7 protein-coding genes and 2 pseudogenes are annotated in these 16256 nt (G+C 60.8%); 5 read left to right on the forward strand and 4 right to left on the reverse strand.

The features are described 5' to 3' along the window. Positions 1 to 171: 171 nt before the first annotated feature. Positions 172 to 4158 (forward strand): type VII secretion EssC family protein, encoded by a 3987-nt coding sequence (locus LDP01_RS06595; protein WP_224088070.1) that lies wholly within the window; start codon positions 172 to 174, stop codon positions 4156 to 4158. Positions 4159 to 4904: 746 nt separating this feature from the next. Next, positions 4905 to 5153 (forward strand): WhiB family transcriptional regulator, encoded by a 249-nt coding sequence (locus LDP01_RS06605; RefSeq protein WP_003804966.1) that lies wholly within the window; start codon positions 4905 to 4907, stop codon positions 5151 to 5153. A 117-nt stretch (positions 5154 to 5270) separates the two neighbouring features. Here LDP01_RS06605 and LDP01_RS06610 read toward each other — a convergent pair whose 3' ends face one another. From LDP01_RS06610 to LDP01_RS06625, 4 genes and pseudogenes are all read right to left on the reverse strand, one after another. Further along, on the reverse strand, positions 5271 to 6740 hold the full coding sequence (locus tag LDP01_RS06610; RefSeq protein WP_224088072.1) for a sensor histidine kinase: 1470 nt from the start codon (positions 6738 to 6740) through the stop codon (positions 5271 to 5273). Positions 6741 to 6772: 32 nt separating this feature from the next. Beyond that, positions 6773 to 11630 (reverse strand): annotated as a pseudogene (locus LDP01_RS06615) (NAD-glutamate dehydrogenase). 57 nt (positions 11631 to 11687) lie between these two features. Next, positions 11688 to 12993 (reverse strand): annotated as a pseudogene (locus LDP01_RS06620) (P-loop NTPase). Then, a complete protein-coding gene (locus LDP01_RS06625; protein WP_224088074.1) occupies positions 12990 to 13634 on the reverse strand; it encodes an SAF domain-containing protein in 645 nt (214 codons plus the stop codon). The pseudogene LDP01_RS06620 and the gene LDP01_RS06625 overlap by 4 nt, the downstream one beginning before the upstream one ends. Positions 13635 to 13790: 156 nt before the next feature. Between LDP01_RS06625 and LDP01_RS06630 the strand changes: the two genes are divergently transcribed. From LDP01_RS06630 to LDP01_RS06645, 3 genes are all read left to right on the forward strand, one after another. Further along, entirely contained in the window at positions 13791 to 14006 is a 216-nt protein-coding gene (locus tag LDP01_RS06630) for a helix-turn-helix domain-containing protein (protein ID WP_216924027.1), read from the forward strand. A gap of 745 nt (positions 14007 to 14751) precedes the next feature. Next, complete coding sequence (locus LDP01_RS06635) at positions 14752 to 15351, forward strand: hypothetical protein (protein WP_224088077.1); 600 nt, start codon at positions 14752 to 14754, stop codon at positions 15349 to 15351. A 352-nt stretch (positions 15352 to 15703) separates the two neighbouring features. Next, positions 15704 to 16126: an Rv3235 family protein gene (locus tag LDP01_RS06645; protein ID WP_224088081.1), complete on the forward strand. Its 423-nt coding sequence runs from the start codon at positions 15704 to 15706 to the stop codon at positions 16124 to 16126. Positions 16127 to 16256 lie beyond the last annotated feature (130 nt).

Consider the following 16256-nt stretch of genomic DNA (forward strand, 5'->3'; position numbering starts at 1 on the left):
AACTGACAATCATCGCTTTCGGTGGAATGCCGGGCTTGGAACTCCAGCGGCAATTGCAGGAGGCGCGGGGGGTCGGTCCGCTCTCAGTCGCAGGGGAAGACCTGTCCGCCCTGACTGTCGGACACCCGCCACTCGTGGCCGGGGCCGTACTGGTGGACGGACACTGTCCCGTTGAAAAGTCAGACTCCCCGGCAACGCCGCTCCTGCTCCTGTCCCATACCGGGGCCGGGGGCGGGCTCAGTCTTTGCACTCCAGCGCGGTCACCACCACATTGGCCGCGGCGATGTCGACATTCGCATCCCTGATCCAGGCATGTCCCGCGAGCACGCCGTGCTGGAGGTGTCCAGCACCGCATTGAGCGTCACGGACACGGGCAGCCGGAACTCGGTACTTGTTGATGGGGAGCGTGTCCGTGAAAAGACGGTGACGTCGTCTTCGGAAATTCGCTGCGGCAATACAACCTTCACTATCGTTACGCCAAACAGCTCCACTCCCGGGATTCACGCCGACGCCGGCCGTTCCGTTGAATTGCCCCTTGAAGTCCAGCGTCAGACGGGCTCATTGAACCGATGGCCGGTTGCCGTTGCGGCGGGGCTCCCGTTGGTAGCAGGCGTTGGTCTTGCACTCGCAACGGGAATGTGGATGTTCCTTGGCTTTACGGCCGTTTCCGCGCTGGGCCTCCTTGTTCCGATAATCACCGGAAGGAAGGGACGCCGGGAGTTCAGGCTTGCCGTCGCAACGGCGGCCCTGCAGGACGCCCAACGCCGCCGCCGATGTTCGCCGTCTGCTGCAGAGATCATCGTTGCCACCATGGCCCCGGCGGCAGGCTTGGTCCTGAACCCTCCGGCACCGCCAACATTGCCCGGTCCTGTGGCGGGATCGCCCGATGCGTCATCACCACGTACGGCCGCCGGCTCGGGAACGTGCGTCCGGCTAGGTACGGCGCCCACCCTGGCCAATGTGCGGATCGTCCCCGCAGATCCCCATTTCTGTCCACCGGCAATCGGAGCCATGCCAGTAACGCTGGGCGTGCACCCCGCGACTGTTGCCTTGCACGGCCAGGCCGAGCACGTCGATGCCCTGATCCGCTTCATCATCATGCAACTGTCAAGTTTCCCAGGATCGTCGGCCACACCGATTATTCTTTTGGGACCGATAGGGCGCCTGCCTCTCAGCGCCCGGTTCCTCCCGCACCTGACGCTTGCCACAAATGATGCGGCCGCGACGGCAGCTCTACGAAGGTCGAAGGGAAACAACAATGGCAGGCTCATAGTTCTCGATGACTCGCCGGGCGGAGATGAGTGCAATACCAAACTCCTGGACGCCGCCTTGGAGGCTTCATGGCAGGTGTTGCGGCATTCCGGCCACTACCCCGGACCCAACGGTCCGGTCATTGAGATAGGACAGTCTGGAACATCCGCCAATTTACAGGTCCCCGGTGGCCTGCAGGAGTTCATCCCGGACTTGGTTCCACTGAAGGCCTTCGAACAGTTCTGCCGCACAATGGCGTCCATCCCGCACCGGGAAGGCCCTGCCGAGGACGCCATTCCAGAATCATGCTCTTTGAATGACCTGCTTCCAGGCGGACCTCGAGGCATACTCCGGCGATGGGTTGGCGGGAACGGGCCAAACGAGCTCCAGGCAATTCTGGGGCAGGGCCAAGACGGCCCCTTGACGTTTAGCTTCCATATTGATGGACCCCATCTCCTGGTAGCCGGAACTACAGGCTCCGGGAAATCGGAACTCCTGCGGACGATAGTGGCATCCATGGCCCTGAATCACTCGCCAGACGAGGTGACATTCCTGTTTGTCGATTTCAAGGGAGGCTCCGGACTACGCCCTTTACGTGGGCTTCCGCACTGCGTGGGCCTTCTTACTGACCTTGGAAGTCATCATCTTGACCGCGTGCTTACTTCCCTGCGGGGCGAGATCCGCCATCGCGAGGAGTTGTTCGCGGACGCTGGGACTTCAGACTTGGCTGCATACCAACGTTCAGCTGCAGCTACAGGGGCGGCGATCCCCCACTTGGTCCTTGTTGTAGATGAGTTCCGAATGTTGGTCGACGAAGCCCCCGGAGCCCTTCGTGAGCTGATGCGCGTTGCCGCCATTGGACGGTCCCTCGGCATTCACCTGGTCATGGCCACACAAAGGCCACAAGGTGCGCTGACCGCCGACATCCGCGCCAACGTCACTTCAAGCATCGCACTGCGTGTTCAGTCGGATGCAGAATCAATGGACATCATCAATTCCAAAGCCGCTGCATCCATCGGCGTCGGCGTTCCCGGGCGGGCGTATCTTGTAAGGGCCACCGGCAATCCAGAGGAATTCCAGACGGCGTCCCTTGCTGTGCCAGCCACCGTCAGCCGGGCCCCGGAGGCAGCAATCGTTCAGTCGGCCGTTGGGGCCTTGCACTCTCCGCAGGACAAACAGCCAATGATCGGGAAGTCCACGGCACAGTCGGAAACAAGGGCCGAAGCGGTGGTCTCGGCAACCCGAACCGCCTGGCGCTCCCTGGGGCGGGCTGACCCCAGGCAACCTGTAGCCCCACCTTTGCCGGTGTCCATTGGGTGGAATGAAGATCTGTCCGCTTTCGGTATGGCGGGCAAGGACGTTGAAGACGCACCGGACGGGTCCATGACCCCCGTAGGTCCGTTGGGGATCGTGGACAGACCGGAACAGCAGTCAGTGGAGGCCCTGCAATGGTCGCCTTCCGACCATGGTCATTTCGCCATGATCGGCAGCAGTTCCAGTGGAATGCACGAATGCTTCAAGGCTGCATCGGCGATGCTGGCAGCACATGGAATCCCACCGCATCTGTACATCCTGGATTCAGTTGGAATGCTGGGAAAGCTCCGTCCAGACGGCAGCTATGGCGCCACACTGGGCCTGCATCAGCTGGCATTGGCGGTACGGGTCCTTGAGCGGCTCGCTGAAGAAATGGCACGTCGACGCGGGGCGGGCGAGGACGTGTCCACACGGCCCCGTTTGGTCCTGGTGGTTACCGGCTTTTGCTCATGGGCCGCAGCGCTCCGATCAGGGCGTTTCGCGTGGGCCGAGGATCTCTTGAGGGACATCGTCCGGGACGGGACACCCCTTGGCATCACAGTCCTGATCTCCGGCGAACGCGAACTCGTCAGCTCACGATTTTTCGCCGCAATCCCAAACCGGGCATTTTTCCCAACGGGCGCCACGGAAGAATCGCGCTTTCACTGGCCACGCCTTCCCGAAGTCGAGTCTGTCCCAGGGCGCGCTGTTGCCATGGGTGGATTTGTTCAGGGCGCAACCGCGGTGGTTCATTTCCGCACTGCACCCATCCGCACTTCACCCATCCGAACTGCACCCATCCGCACTGAACCAAGCAGGAATGACTGGCCGTTCGTTGATCTTCAACCTTCATCGGAACCACCCTTCCGTGTCCGGCCCCTACCCGAATATCTCAGCGCGTCTGCTTTCGTTGCCGCGATGGCAGCTGTCCCAGGACCATCGGGGCGATCCCCGGGATCGGCGCAGCCTGGCAGCAACCGCATTGCACGTGAAGACGAGGACTGCGGGACATCGCCGGACTCCATTCCCTTGTGGATCGGCCTTGGGGGCGACGAATCGGTTCCCGCGTCATTTCCCCTTGGGCGGCGTGGTGTCAGCATCATTATTGGAGGTCATGGCTCCGGCAAGACTTCGGTGCTGACATCCCTGATGGCCCTTAATTCCCAGGTTCCGTGGATCTTCCCGGCAGCTGGAACTACCACGGGTGCTTTCTGGGCAAGCGTGGCCCGCTCTGCCACCACTGGGTCGCTGGATCCTGCGAGCATCCTCTGTGTCGATGACGCCGATCTCCTGGATCCGGAGGGGCGCGCAGCTCTCGCCGCCCTGGCTGGCCGGACACGAGGAATGATCATGACTGCCACGACAGGTCCAGCATTGCTTCAGCGCTTGCCACTGGCTGCAGAGGTCCAAGCCAATGGCAAGGGCCTGATTCTGGCTCCGAGGACTCCCCTGGACGGCGACATCCTCGGCGTGAGGCTGGAAATAGAAAACCCGCCGCGTGCCGGTCGGGGCGTGATCGTCCGGGGAACCCGCGCGGTCCAAGTGCAGGTGGCGTTCACCACCGACTCCACGATGCACATCAGGAGCATCGAAAGCCAGGGCGGCATTCGCTAGAGCGCGCCCTGCGTCCCTCCCGCTCGCGACGCATATGCGATGACACGCTTTTGGAAGAGAAACACGATCGCCGCCAGCGCAGGCAAAATCATGGCCAACCCCGGCAGAACCAAGCCGCCGGTCATGGTTGGGAAACCGATGGTAAGGACGAATAACTGAGCCACCAAGGCGGGCCGCTCGGGTCCATCGGTAACCGCGGAACAGGAAATGGCCCACAGCGAACAGCCAGGCCGAGAAGGCCAATAGGAGGCCCAGCGTAAAGACGGCTCCCCAAAACGTCAGGACAGGGGCTCCGGTCAACAGCTCGAAGGCGTACCAAGCCGCAGCACCAAGGAGGGCCAGTGCTTCCAACACGACAACGATGGAAATAACCAGGATTCCAGGAGGCTTCTTGCCTCCGGATTCCAGTCCCTGAGTTATAGGTCCCTCAGGCACAGGTCTAACTGGACCGTTGCTTCCATCTGATCCAGAGTTTGGTTGGGCCGGGTTAACAGGAGGTCTTGACACACTGGCACCCTACCGGACATAGTCATCTAGCAGTGAGGGCACTGGCGGCTGATGTGATGCATCGCTCACGGATTCAGGGCATTTCAACGACTAATACCCCTTGTTTACAAGGCGTTAACATGAAACGCTTGACTCAGACGACCAAGGGGGCCCATGCGGGCCCCTTTCCTTTGGAGCCTCTCGTGAATGTTTTCACAAAAGGCTCAAACTAGTTCTCACGAATGGAGTGACTGATCAGCATGGATTGGCGTAATCGCGCAGCCTGCCTCGACAAGGACCCGGAGCTCTTTTTCCCAGTCGGCAACACGGGACCAGCACTTCTGCAGATTGAGGAAGCAAAAAGCGTTTGCCGCCGGTGCCCGGTCGTGGACACTTGCCTTCAATGGGCTCTGGAGTCCGGCCAGGATGCAGGCGTCTGGGGTGGCATGAGCGAGGACGAACGCCGTGCACTCAAGCGTCGCGCAGCACGGGCCCGGCGCGCTTCTTAGCAGCTCGCTTCCCAGCAGGCAGTACAAGCACCAACGCGGAAGGCCGCGGACCACCTGGTCCGCGGCCTTCCGCGTTTAAGACAGCTGCCTGCTAAACCCCTCCACCTCCGGAAGGCGCTAAGCGCGCGCGAGGTTCAGGACAATTTCGACGGCGGTCCCGCCGCCCTCCCTGGGGCTCCAATGAATGGATCCGCCAAGCTCACTTGTGACCAGAGTACGCACGATCTGCAGACCCAGGCCTTCCGTGTATTGCCCGTCCGGCAACCCAACACCATCATCGGCAATAGTTACTGTCAGGAACTCGTCATTTCCGTCTCCCGCTGCACGGTCAGCGAGCAACCAAACGGTTCCCGTGCGTCCCTCCAAACCGTGCTCAACAGCATTCGTGACCAGTTCGTTGATGACCAGGGCCAGTGGCGTTGCGAAATCGCTGGGGAGTTCACCGAACATCCCGGATCTTTCGGTGCGTACTTGCTGGGAAGGTGAAGCGACTTCGGCAGAAAGCCTGAACTGGCGGCCAATGAGTTCATCGAAGTCGACGCTTTGAGTCAGACCCTGGGACAGGGTCTCGTGAACAAGCGCGATGGTGGCCACGCGACGCATGGCCTGTTCCAGTCCCTGTTTTGCTTCGTCGCTGACCATCCGTCGGGACTGCATACGCAGAAGGGCGGCAACGGTCTGGAGGTTGTTCTTGACCCGGTGGTGGATCTCGCGGATCGTCGCGTCCTTGGTGACCAGCTCCATTTCGCGGCGCCTCAACTCGGACACGTCGCGGCACAAAACAAGGGCGCCAAAGCGATGTTGCTCGTCGCGCAAAGGAATGGCACGCAGGGACAGGCTAACCCCCCTGGACTCAATTTCGCTGCGCCATGGCATTCGGCCAGTGACAACCAACGGCAGCGTCTCGTCCACCATGCGCCGATCCTTCAGCAATCCGGCCGTCACTTCAGCGAGGGAACGTCCTTCCAGGGACTCAACTTCGCCCAGCCGCCGGAAAGCAGATACGCCGTTGGGACTTGCATACTGCACAATGCCTTCAGCGTCGAGCCGGATGAGTCCGTCCCCCACACGCGGGGCACCTCTGCGTGATCCGGTTGGCGATGCGAAATCCGGCCACAACCCCAGAGTTCCCATGCGAAGGAGGTCGTAGGCGCATTGCCGGTACGTGAGTTCCAGCCTGGACGGCATACGGGAACTGGAAAGATCCATATGGGATGTGACAACAGCGAGAGTCCTGCCGTTGCGCACCATCGGCACGGCTTCGACACGCAGCGCCATTTCACTGCTCCAGCTCGTCTCACTGGAGCGCTCAATGGAGCGGCTGTTCCAGGCCTTTTCCACGAGTGGACGAAGATCCGAGCGGATGCCCTCACCCACGAAGTCCGCGTGAAACACCGTATGCGATGTTGACGGACGTACGTGGGCGAGGGCGATGTACCCAAACTCCGGATGTGGAAACCACAAGGCGAGGTCTGCAAACGCCAGGTCGGCGACCATTTGCCAATCGCCTACCAGGAGGTGCAGCCATTCAGCATCTCCAGGCCCGAAATCAGCGTGTTCCCTGATGGGGTCTGTAAAGATTGCCACTGCACCTCCATTTGCGACGCGGGGACCAGCCCCTAGCGTCGAACGATTGACCTCAAGAGCCTTAATGCTACCGATAGTGAAGCCATGTCATCGGCTTCGAGGGAATTGACCTCATCAAACATGGTCTTCGCCCGTCCAAGTTGTTCGGCATTCAGGCCTTCCCACGTCCTCAGGCGATCCTCGGCCGGGGTGCCGGGCGTGCTCGACTCAAGAACCGACGTCGTCATATCTGCGACGGTTGAGTAGAGATCGTCCCGGAGCGCGGCACGGGCAAGTGCCTGCCAGCGGTCGTCGCGCGGCAGGGCGCTGATCCGTTCCAGCAGCGAGTCCACGTGGAAGCGGTTGAACACCGTGTAGTAGACGTGCGCCACTTCCTCGACGCTGTTGGTCCCGGTCTGGGCAATCCTTGCGATGTCCAGCAAGGCATAGCTCTCGAACAGCTCCGCCCACCTGTGGGCCAGGTGATCCGGCAACTCCCAGCCACGCGCCTTCTCCAGCCAACCGCTGATTCGAACTTTGTCATCGCCACGCAGGTAGTCCAGCAATTTGGCCCGAAGCGGCACCATCATCGGCTTGAACGACTTCACGACGTCGGCAATCGGCCGGGACGCCATGCCCTGCCCGAGCACCCATCGGACGGCACGGTCCAGGAGCCGGCGGACATCCAGATGGATTTCGCTCCAATGCTCGGTGGGGAACGACGCCGGAAGGGCATTCAATTCCTCAACCATCGGATCGAGATCGTAGATTTCACGCAGTGCCACGAATGCTTTGGCTACCGCTACCTCGTTGGCAGAGGTTTCTTCGATCGCCCGGAAGGCGAAGGTGATGCCACCGAGGTTGATGATGTCGTTGGCCACCACCGTAGCGATGATTTCGCGCCGCAGCGGGTGGGTGTCCAGTTCGGCGTCGAACCTCTCCCGCAACTGCTTCGGGAAGTAGGCGCGGATCGTGTCCTTGAACCAAGGGTCGTCGGCCAGGTTGCTGTCCCGGAGGGCAGCCGCCAACTCGATCTTCGCGTAGGCGGCCAGGACGGACAGCTCCGGAGACGTCAGTCCCTGTCCCTGTTCCAGGCGCTGACGCAGTGTCTCGGTGCTGGGCAGTGCCTCCAGGTCACGCTTGAGATCGGCTGATTTTTCCAGCCAGTCCATCAGACGCTCGTAGCTGGGGCTCCAGTCCGCAACGCGGGTCCTGTCGTTAAGGAGCAGGATGTTTTGGTCGATGTTGTCCTGCAGGACCAGGCGGCCGACTTCCTCGGTCATGTCAGCCAGGAACGCTGCGCGTTCTGTGGACTCAAGCTTCCCGGCCGCCACCATGCGGTCAACGAAGATCTTGATATTGACCTCGTGGTCGGAGCAGTCAACGCCCGCCGAGTTATCAATCGCGTCTGTATTAAGGATGACACCCTGCAATGCGGCTTCAATACGTCCACGTTGCGTCAACCCGAGGTTGCCGCCTTCGCCGACCACCTTGACGCGCAGGTCCTTGCCGTCCACACGGATGGCGTCATTGGCTTTGTCACCTACAGCAGCATGTGTCTCAGTGCTGGCCTTGACGTAAGTGCCGATGCCACCGTTGTACAGAAGGTCCGCCGGGGCAAGCAGGATTGCCCGAAGCAATTCGGGAGGGCTCAGCTGGGTGGTCCCGTCCGGCAACCCCAGGGACTTTCGTACTTGGTCTGACACAGGGATCGTCTTGGCTTGGCGCGGGTAGACGCCGCCCCCTTCGCTGATGAGGGTCCGGTCATAGTCATCCCACGAAGACCGCGGGAGCTCAAAGAGCCTCTGCCTCTCCGCGTACGATGCGGCCGTGTCCGGGTTGGGGTCCAGGAAGATGTGACGGTGGTCAAATGCCGCCACAAGCCGGATATGACGCGAAAGCAACATTCCGTTGCCGAAAACGTCACCTGACATGTCGCCCACGCCGACGACGCTGAACTCTTCGGTCTGGGTATCGAGGTCGAGTTCGCTGAAGTGCCTCTTCACGGACTCCCAGGCGCCGCGGGCGGTGATACCCATGGCCTTGTGGTCATAGCCCACGGATCCGCCTGACGCGAAGGCATCGCCAAGCCAGAATCCATATTCGGCAGCCAATCCGTTGGCTGTGTCTGAGAACGTTGCGGTTCCCTTATCGGCTGCAACCACCAGATAGGAATCGTCGCCGTCGTGGCGGACAACGTCCGACGGCGGGACAAGCCGTTCGCCCTCGACTGTAGTTACGAGGTTGTCAGTGATGTCCAATAAGCCGCGGATGAAGGTCTTATAGCTTTCCACCCCTTCGGCCATCCAGGCGGCGCGGTCAACTGCGGGATTGGGCAGCTGCTTCGCGAAGAAGCCGCCCTTGGCGCCGGTCGGTACGATGACCGCGTTCTTCACGGTCTGCGCCTTCACCAGGCCCAGGATTTCAGTACGGAAATCCTCCCTGCGGTCGGACCAGCGAAGACCACCACGGGCCACCTTGCCAAAGCGGAGGTGGACGCCCTCCACCCGCGGAGAGTAAACCCAGATTTCGAACATGGGGCGCGGGAACGGCAGGCCATCGATGGTGGTGGGATCCAGCTTGAAGCTCAGGTAGCCCTTGTTTTGGAAGAAGTTGGTGCGCAACGTCGACTCAATGAGGTTGACGAAGGTACGAAGCACGCGGTCCGCGTCCAAGGTAGCGACTTGCTCGATAGCTTCTGCCAGGGCAGCTCTTGCGGCGCCTTGCTGCTGGGGACGCTTGCTTTCCTCGACGCTGGGATCAAAGCGGGCGGCAAACAAGACCGTCAGACCGCGCGCAACGTCCGGATTGGCCAGGAGCGTATCGGCGATGAACCCAAAGGAGTTGGTATTGCCCATCTGGCGCATGTACTTGGCGTAGGCCCGGAGGACCACTACCTGGCGCCAGTGCATGCCTTCACGAAGCACCAGGCGGTCAAAGTTGTCAGACTCGACTGCCCCTGTGACCGCAGCACCAAACGAGTCAGCCAGGAGATCTCCGGTGGCGAGCGGGTCTATGCCAGCCGGATACTTCAGCCCAAGGTCATACAGGAAAAAGTCGCGGTGATCCGCGGTTTCGATTTCGAAGGGCCGTTCGTCCAGGACTTCGAGGCCAAGGTTGTGGAAGTAAGGAAGGATCTGGCTCAGGCTCTTGGGCTCCATCAAGTAGAGCTTGACCCGCGCATCCTCCTCCAATGCATCACCGGCGCCTTCAGGAAGGTACACGTGGACGCCGGGGCGCAGTTCCTTGCTCGCTTCCCCTGCCCGTTCGGCCTGGGCTCCATACTTTTCAAAGCGTTCGATGTCCTCCAGCGCATCTTCAACCTCGTAGTCCACGCGGTAACCGGGAGGGAATGCCTCAGCCCACAAGGCGGACAGTACTTCAGCGCTCTCCGCGGGACGGTTCTCACGGAGTACCTCGGCGATGCCTTCGCTCCAAGACCTTGAGGCACGCATCAGCCGGTGTTCGAGTTCTTCTACGTTGACATCGGCAAGTTCCGCCGTGCGTGGCAGCCTGATCCTGAAGAAGACGCGCGCAAGGGCCGACTCCGTGATCCTCGCTTCGTAGTCAATGCTCTCAGCTTGGAAGGTCTCGCGTAGTTCCTGCTCAATACGGAGCCTGACGCTCGTGGTGTACCGGTCACGCGGCAGGTAGACCACCGCGGACATGAAACGTCCGTAAATGTCGGGGCGCAGGAAAAGCTTGGTCCGGCGCCGTTCCTGGAGTCGCTGGATCCCAGTGGCCGTGGCCGCAAGGTCCGGGATTTCGATCTGGAACAGTTCGTCTCGGGGGTACGTTTCCAGGATGCCCAAGAGGTCCTTGCCCGAGTGTGAATCCATTGGGAAGCCTGCGTTGCGCAACACTGCATCGACTTTGTCCCGGACAATGGGAATGTTGCGGACCGAACCGGTGTAGGCACTTGTGGCGAAAAGCCCGATAAAGCGCCGCTCACCATTGACGTTTCCGGCAGCGTCGAAGCTCTTGACTCCGATGTAGTCCAGGTACGCAGGACGGTGGACGGTTGAGCGGGAGTTGGCCTTTGTGATCACCAGTGCCCGCTTTTCACGGGCACGCTTGCGGGCCGGCGTCGGTGAGGTGCTGGATCTGTCGGGTGTTGTCGCCAGCACGGAGCAAGCCAAGTCCGCTGTCCTCACGAAGTTCCAGGACGTCCTCGCCGTCTTCGTTCACGAGGTCGTATTCGCGGTATCCGAGGAAGGTGAAGTTGCCGTCATCCAGCCAGCGTAAAAGGTCCTGCGCCTGCCTGAGTTCGGCAATTTGCTCGGGGTGGGAGACGCTTCCCAGCGCTTCTGCCAGTTCGAGTGCCTTGCTACGCATTTTCGGCCAGTCTTCAACGGCGGCGCGGACATCGCCGAGGACGCGTTGGAGGCCGGCAACCAATTCTGCGCGGGCTTCCTCGCTTACGCGGTCAATTTCGACGGCGATCCAAGACTCCATGTGCGACGAGTTGTCGTTGTCGCCGAGCAGGTGGGCGACGCTGGGCAGTGCCGCAGTGTCGCCACTGGAAATGCCGATATTTGACGGGACCCTGGAAACGCTGCTGAGTTCGCCCGTGACCCTGTCGCGGGTAACCACGAAAAGCGGGTGCATAACCAGCCGGATGGCGCAGTTTTGGCGAACGAGTTCGGCGTTGACGGAATCAACCAGGAACGGCATGTCGTCAGTAGCGATGTAGACAACGTTTCGGTCAGCCTCGACGCCGATTTCCACAATGGCATTTCCAGGTCGCCGGGACTGCGCAACTTTCCTGTGAGTGCTTGCCCGTGCAATCAGCAGCTCGGGCGCATACGCCCGTGAATCCTCCTCTGCGAGGTGCTCATAGTAGTCACCGAAGAAACCCTCACGGACAACTGCTGCATCGGACCGATCCTCCACGCTGGATCCTGACGACATCTACAAACGCCTCCATCACATGTTGATTGCTGCGACTCTGCAGCCCACATGGCGAGCCTAGCGCTTAAGCAGGCCGAAGGCTCTGGTAGATCGGCCAAGGGATTTGGGATTTTGCTGGATAGGTGCACAGACAAGCCCCGCAATGGCTCTTCGCAAGGGAGAGTCGGGCGATGATTCCAACAGGACAGACCCCGACAATAGGGCAGCATCGCACGCTTCCGCGTCTGCAGGTAAGTAGGCATCAATGCCATGTCCAGGCCCGAAGCGCTCCCAGGCCTCGGATAATTGCTGCCTGGGCGAACGGCCCGCCGACGCCCGCTTAACTTTGTTGAGGAGCACGCGTGGTGTTGCGTGCGGAACCGCAGCTTCGAGCTCGGCCAGGCCACGGACCAACCGCGGAACGCCGATCGCGTCGGCAGCCCCCACGGCAAAAACCTCGTCCGCCAGCTCCAAACTGCGTAAGGTAGCGCCATTGCGGCGTGGCGCCATCGTGTCAAAGCTCAATTCCTCATCTGCCTCCAGGCAGAAGCCGGTGTCCACGACAACTACCTCGGCAACCTGCCTGGCCCTTTCAAGGACAAGCGAAAGTGCAGAGGCCCTCAGCTCAGTCCAGCGGTCCGCCCTTGTGGTTCCAGTGAGTACTCGAAATCCACCGCTCTTGGTGAAGACAGGCGTAGCAGCCCGGTCCAGTGCATCCGAATCCAGTAATCCTTGGTCAGCGAGCCTGCAGGCCCTGGGCGAGTCCGGCCGACTCCTCCAACAGCCCCAGCATGGCCGACACGCTCGCACCGTAGCTGTCAGCATCCACAAGAATCACGGACTTGCCTTCGGCCGCCAACTCGGCAGCCATGTTTACTGCAACCAGGGTTCTTCCCGGGGCGCCAGTTGGGCCCCACACTGCTATTACCCTCCCCGATCCGGCCGCTTCGGTTTCGCGCGGTTCCGCCGCCAACTGGAATCCCGCAGATGAGTCTGCGAAGCCGGCGTCGGGAAATTTGCGGGCGCGGAGCGGCCCACCGTGGCGACCCACTGCATCGGAAATCCTCACGGCAAGGGCAGCGGGCTCAATATCGGTGGACGCAGTTACTACACCAATGGCAGTGAGCCTCGAGATCTCCACCGGGTCCACAGTCAAGGCGAGAATGGACACACCCACGGCAGCCAGCCGATCCACCAATGTAGCGGTTAGTTCTTCGCAGCCTTCCGCGACGACTGCCGCCAGGGCAAGGCCGCTTTGGCAGGCAGCCATCAACTCCGCAAGCTCTGAACACCGGCGGACCACCGTCACGGGGCCATGCAATCGCTCCAGCCCGCCAACCACCGCTTCCTGTGCCTGGCCAACAGTTATGACAGGGATGCTCATTGACTGACGCCCGCGGGGTTCCAAACTACAGATACCTTGGCGGCGTTTGCCTTTGCACCCAGCAGCTTCGGCATCTGTTTGTCCGTAACCAGCACGAGCACGACCGTTGTTTTTGAGGCTCCTAGGGCACCGGAACCCGCTGTTACCTCTGCGATTTCGGCGCCAGGCAGCAATAGCTGTGGTTCTTCAAAAGCGTTTTGCGAGCCAGGCATGGCCACCCAGACGTCCACTTTCGCCCCGGGAACTGCCTGCGCTGGAAGTGACTCATCCATTGATATGGCAACAGGCTTGCGGTTCAGGCCGTCAGCCTGCCCGAGGCTCTTCTGTGGAACGAGTTGGCCCTTCTCAATTCTCTGCAGCGCCACCTTGCCCTGGGCAATTCCGCCCTCCACGGTAACGTAGGCGGACTCGACGTCGTCCAAGCGAACCTGGACGATGGTTAGATCCCCCGGCCCCACGGTTTGGCCAACGGCAATGCCCTCCCGTGCTGCATAAACCTGTGTGGTCCGATCAGCGGTGCTAACAACCGAGATGACTCCGGCGACGGATACAAGCATGAGCAGCACTCCCACCAGCAGCCGTGGATCCTTCCAGGATGGCTTCTTCAACCTGTTGCCGGCCCCGCCTGTACTCGGATCCATTCTTTCTGCTCCCCCATTGAAGTTTCATGGCATGGTTGTCCGCGCCGCCTCTTCATTGTTGCCGTGACGTGTCGGAAGCCAAAGTCAAGAACGCCAAATCATGGGAAATTGTGGATAACTGTGCCAAACGGTGCCAACAGATGCCAAAATAGTCGCATGCCCCGATTCCTGACTCTGGCGGACGTCGCCGAACAACTCCAGATAAATTCGCCGCAGGCCTACGCCCTGGTACGCAGCGGTGAGCTGAAAGCCATCCAGGTCGGAGGGCGCGGACAATGGCGCATCGAGGAAAAGATGTTGGAGCAATACATCGAGGAGCGGTATGCCGAGGCCAGCCGCATGATTGAAGAGGCCAAGTCCAAGTCGAGCTAGCGTGGAGGCGCCAAACACGCCTACGAACGGCTAGAGTCCTTGGTTCCCGCTTGAGCACAGGGCCGCAAGTGATGTGAAGGGAATAGTCCTCACGGCAGCCACCGCACCGCCCCGCCGTACCTCGCCCCGTGTATCGGCAAAATCGAAATGGTCCCGTCCGACCCTGTCGATGACACCATGGAGCCTGTGGTCTCCCGTCGGACCGGCGGCCAGCACCACTGTCACCGGCGCCCTATCTCGGGAGAGCCCCCGGAGGGCGCTGGCAAGACTAATCGAACTTTGGACTTGGGAGACGGGTTTTCTAGCCAATCTTCCGAGTCCGTCGTAATGACTTACCGATGCGCATGGAATGAGCCATTGCCGTCCGTTGTCGTTCAATACGAACCAGTCCCCACCGATGTGGCCCAGGGTTCCCCGGAGGGAAATGCCGCTGCCCAGTACCAATGCGAGCTCAGCTCCGGCGACTCCCCGAAGCCTGTCCGCAAGGTCCAAGCCGGCGAGCTCGACACGCACGCGCTCGGATATTTCCGATTCACGGGCCAAGGTGCGCTCAGCAGAAAACTGCGCTTCCAGATCTTCAAAGAGAGAGTCCCATCTCATATGGTCACAATAGGACCCGTAGCGCGTGGCTCCAACCGCAATCGGATTTTCCCGTCATGATTGGACAAAGTCCTTCGACTGTGCTGAGAATTGGCAAACAGAACCAAATGACATCAAACTGCACTAAAGAGCCGAAAGGGTAAGAATGAGCAGCGATCCACCAAGGATCCGCCACGACGCCGCCTTGGCTAGCGTGCTCCTCGCGCTGGGACTTTTGCTGGTAATCGTTGGGCAAACCCTCTTGGGGCAGTGGCAGATGGATGTGGCCCACGGACAGAGAAGTACGTTCGAGCACCTCCTCGCCCTTGCATCCAGCGCCGCGGGAATTGCCATTGTGTCCTGGTGGATTCTCTCACTTGGCCTCGCAGCTTGGGCCGCAGTTCTGCATGGCACGGGAAGGAGCGGCAGCGCCAACGCCATCGCCAAGTTCAGTCCTGCCTTCATGCTGAGGCTGGCATGTGCCCTTCTAAGCCTGAATTTCCTCGGAGTTCAGGCGGCACAGGCAGCCGCAATGCCGGAACCTCAATGGCAAGCCACTTCCAGTGGCGGCACATCCATGGCAGCGTGGCATCCATCAGCTGGCACACAAGGACCCGTGCCCGCTGTGGAGGTTCCAGCGCGAAACACCGAAGAAAGCCATGAGGCAAGGCCAGGGCCTGCCTGGCAGCCACGTCCTCCCATAGTTGAACCCGGCCCTCCTGTCGCGTCCGGGCTCTCGCGGGATGACGTTTGGACACCCCGCTGAGGCCGGCATTGTCGTCAAACCAGGTGACACGCTGTGGTCCATTGCCGCAGCCAGCCTTGGACCCTTGGCGACAGACGTTGACATCGCCCTGCATTGGCCGAGTTGGTATTCAGCCAACCGAAGGATCATTGGCGACGACCCTTCGACCCTGCGAGCAGGGCAAGTGCTGCAGCCCCCAACGCCAAGCTAAGGGTCTTCGCCGGCCCTAAAGAATCCGACTGCACTGAACGGCACCCACTCAGGGGCACTCGTTCAAAATGTAAGACCAGTCCCATTGTCATCCCAGACGTAGCAACCTGAGCCAAGCGATGCCCGCGCAACGGCTCACAGAGTGAACTCATGAGGATTGACCATGACTGCTGTAACTGCACGCCGCCACGCAGACCGCCAAAGAACCAAACGTTCCGCAACGAATGCAGGAGCCGACGCTTCTACCCTTGACGTAAGGCTGGTGGCACGAAGTATCGCTCAAGCTGCAGTAGAAGTACTTGCCGGGACAAGGTCGGCCCTCCAGCTGTCCAGATCCCTCGATGCGCCATGCTTCCTTTCGCTCCAGCATCGGGCCGCACTGACACGCCAACACGCTGCACGTACCCGCGGCTCGCTTCAAATTCACAGAAGCCCAATGGTCCGCTCCGTCCGTGCTTGCGCCATTTCAGACTCCATCTACGAGGTCAGCATCGTTGTCTCTGAGGAGCAGCGCTCCCGCGCTATTGCCATGAGGTTGGAACAGTCCGAGGGGACATGGCAGGTCACCGCCCTGGAGATTGGCTAAGCACCTGATTGGCTAGGCACCCGCTTGGCTGGGCACCCGCTTGGCTCAGCGCACGTGACCAGGCACCCCTAAGCCAAGCTGGTTGCCTTAATCTGGAGGCAGCGGATCTACGAAAAAGGACCCCGGATTT

Source organism: Arthrobacter sp. StoSoilB13 (genome assembly GCF_019977255.1).
Lineage (GTDB): Bacteria > Actinomycetota > Actinomycetes > Actinomycetales > Micrococcaceae > Arthrobacter.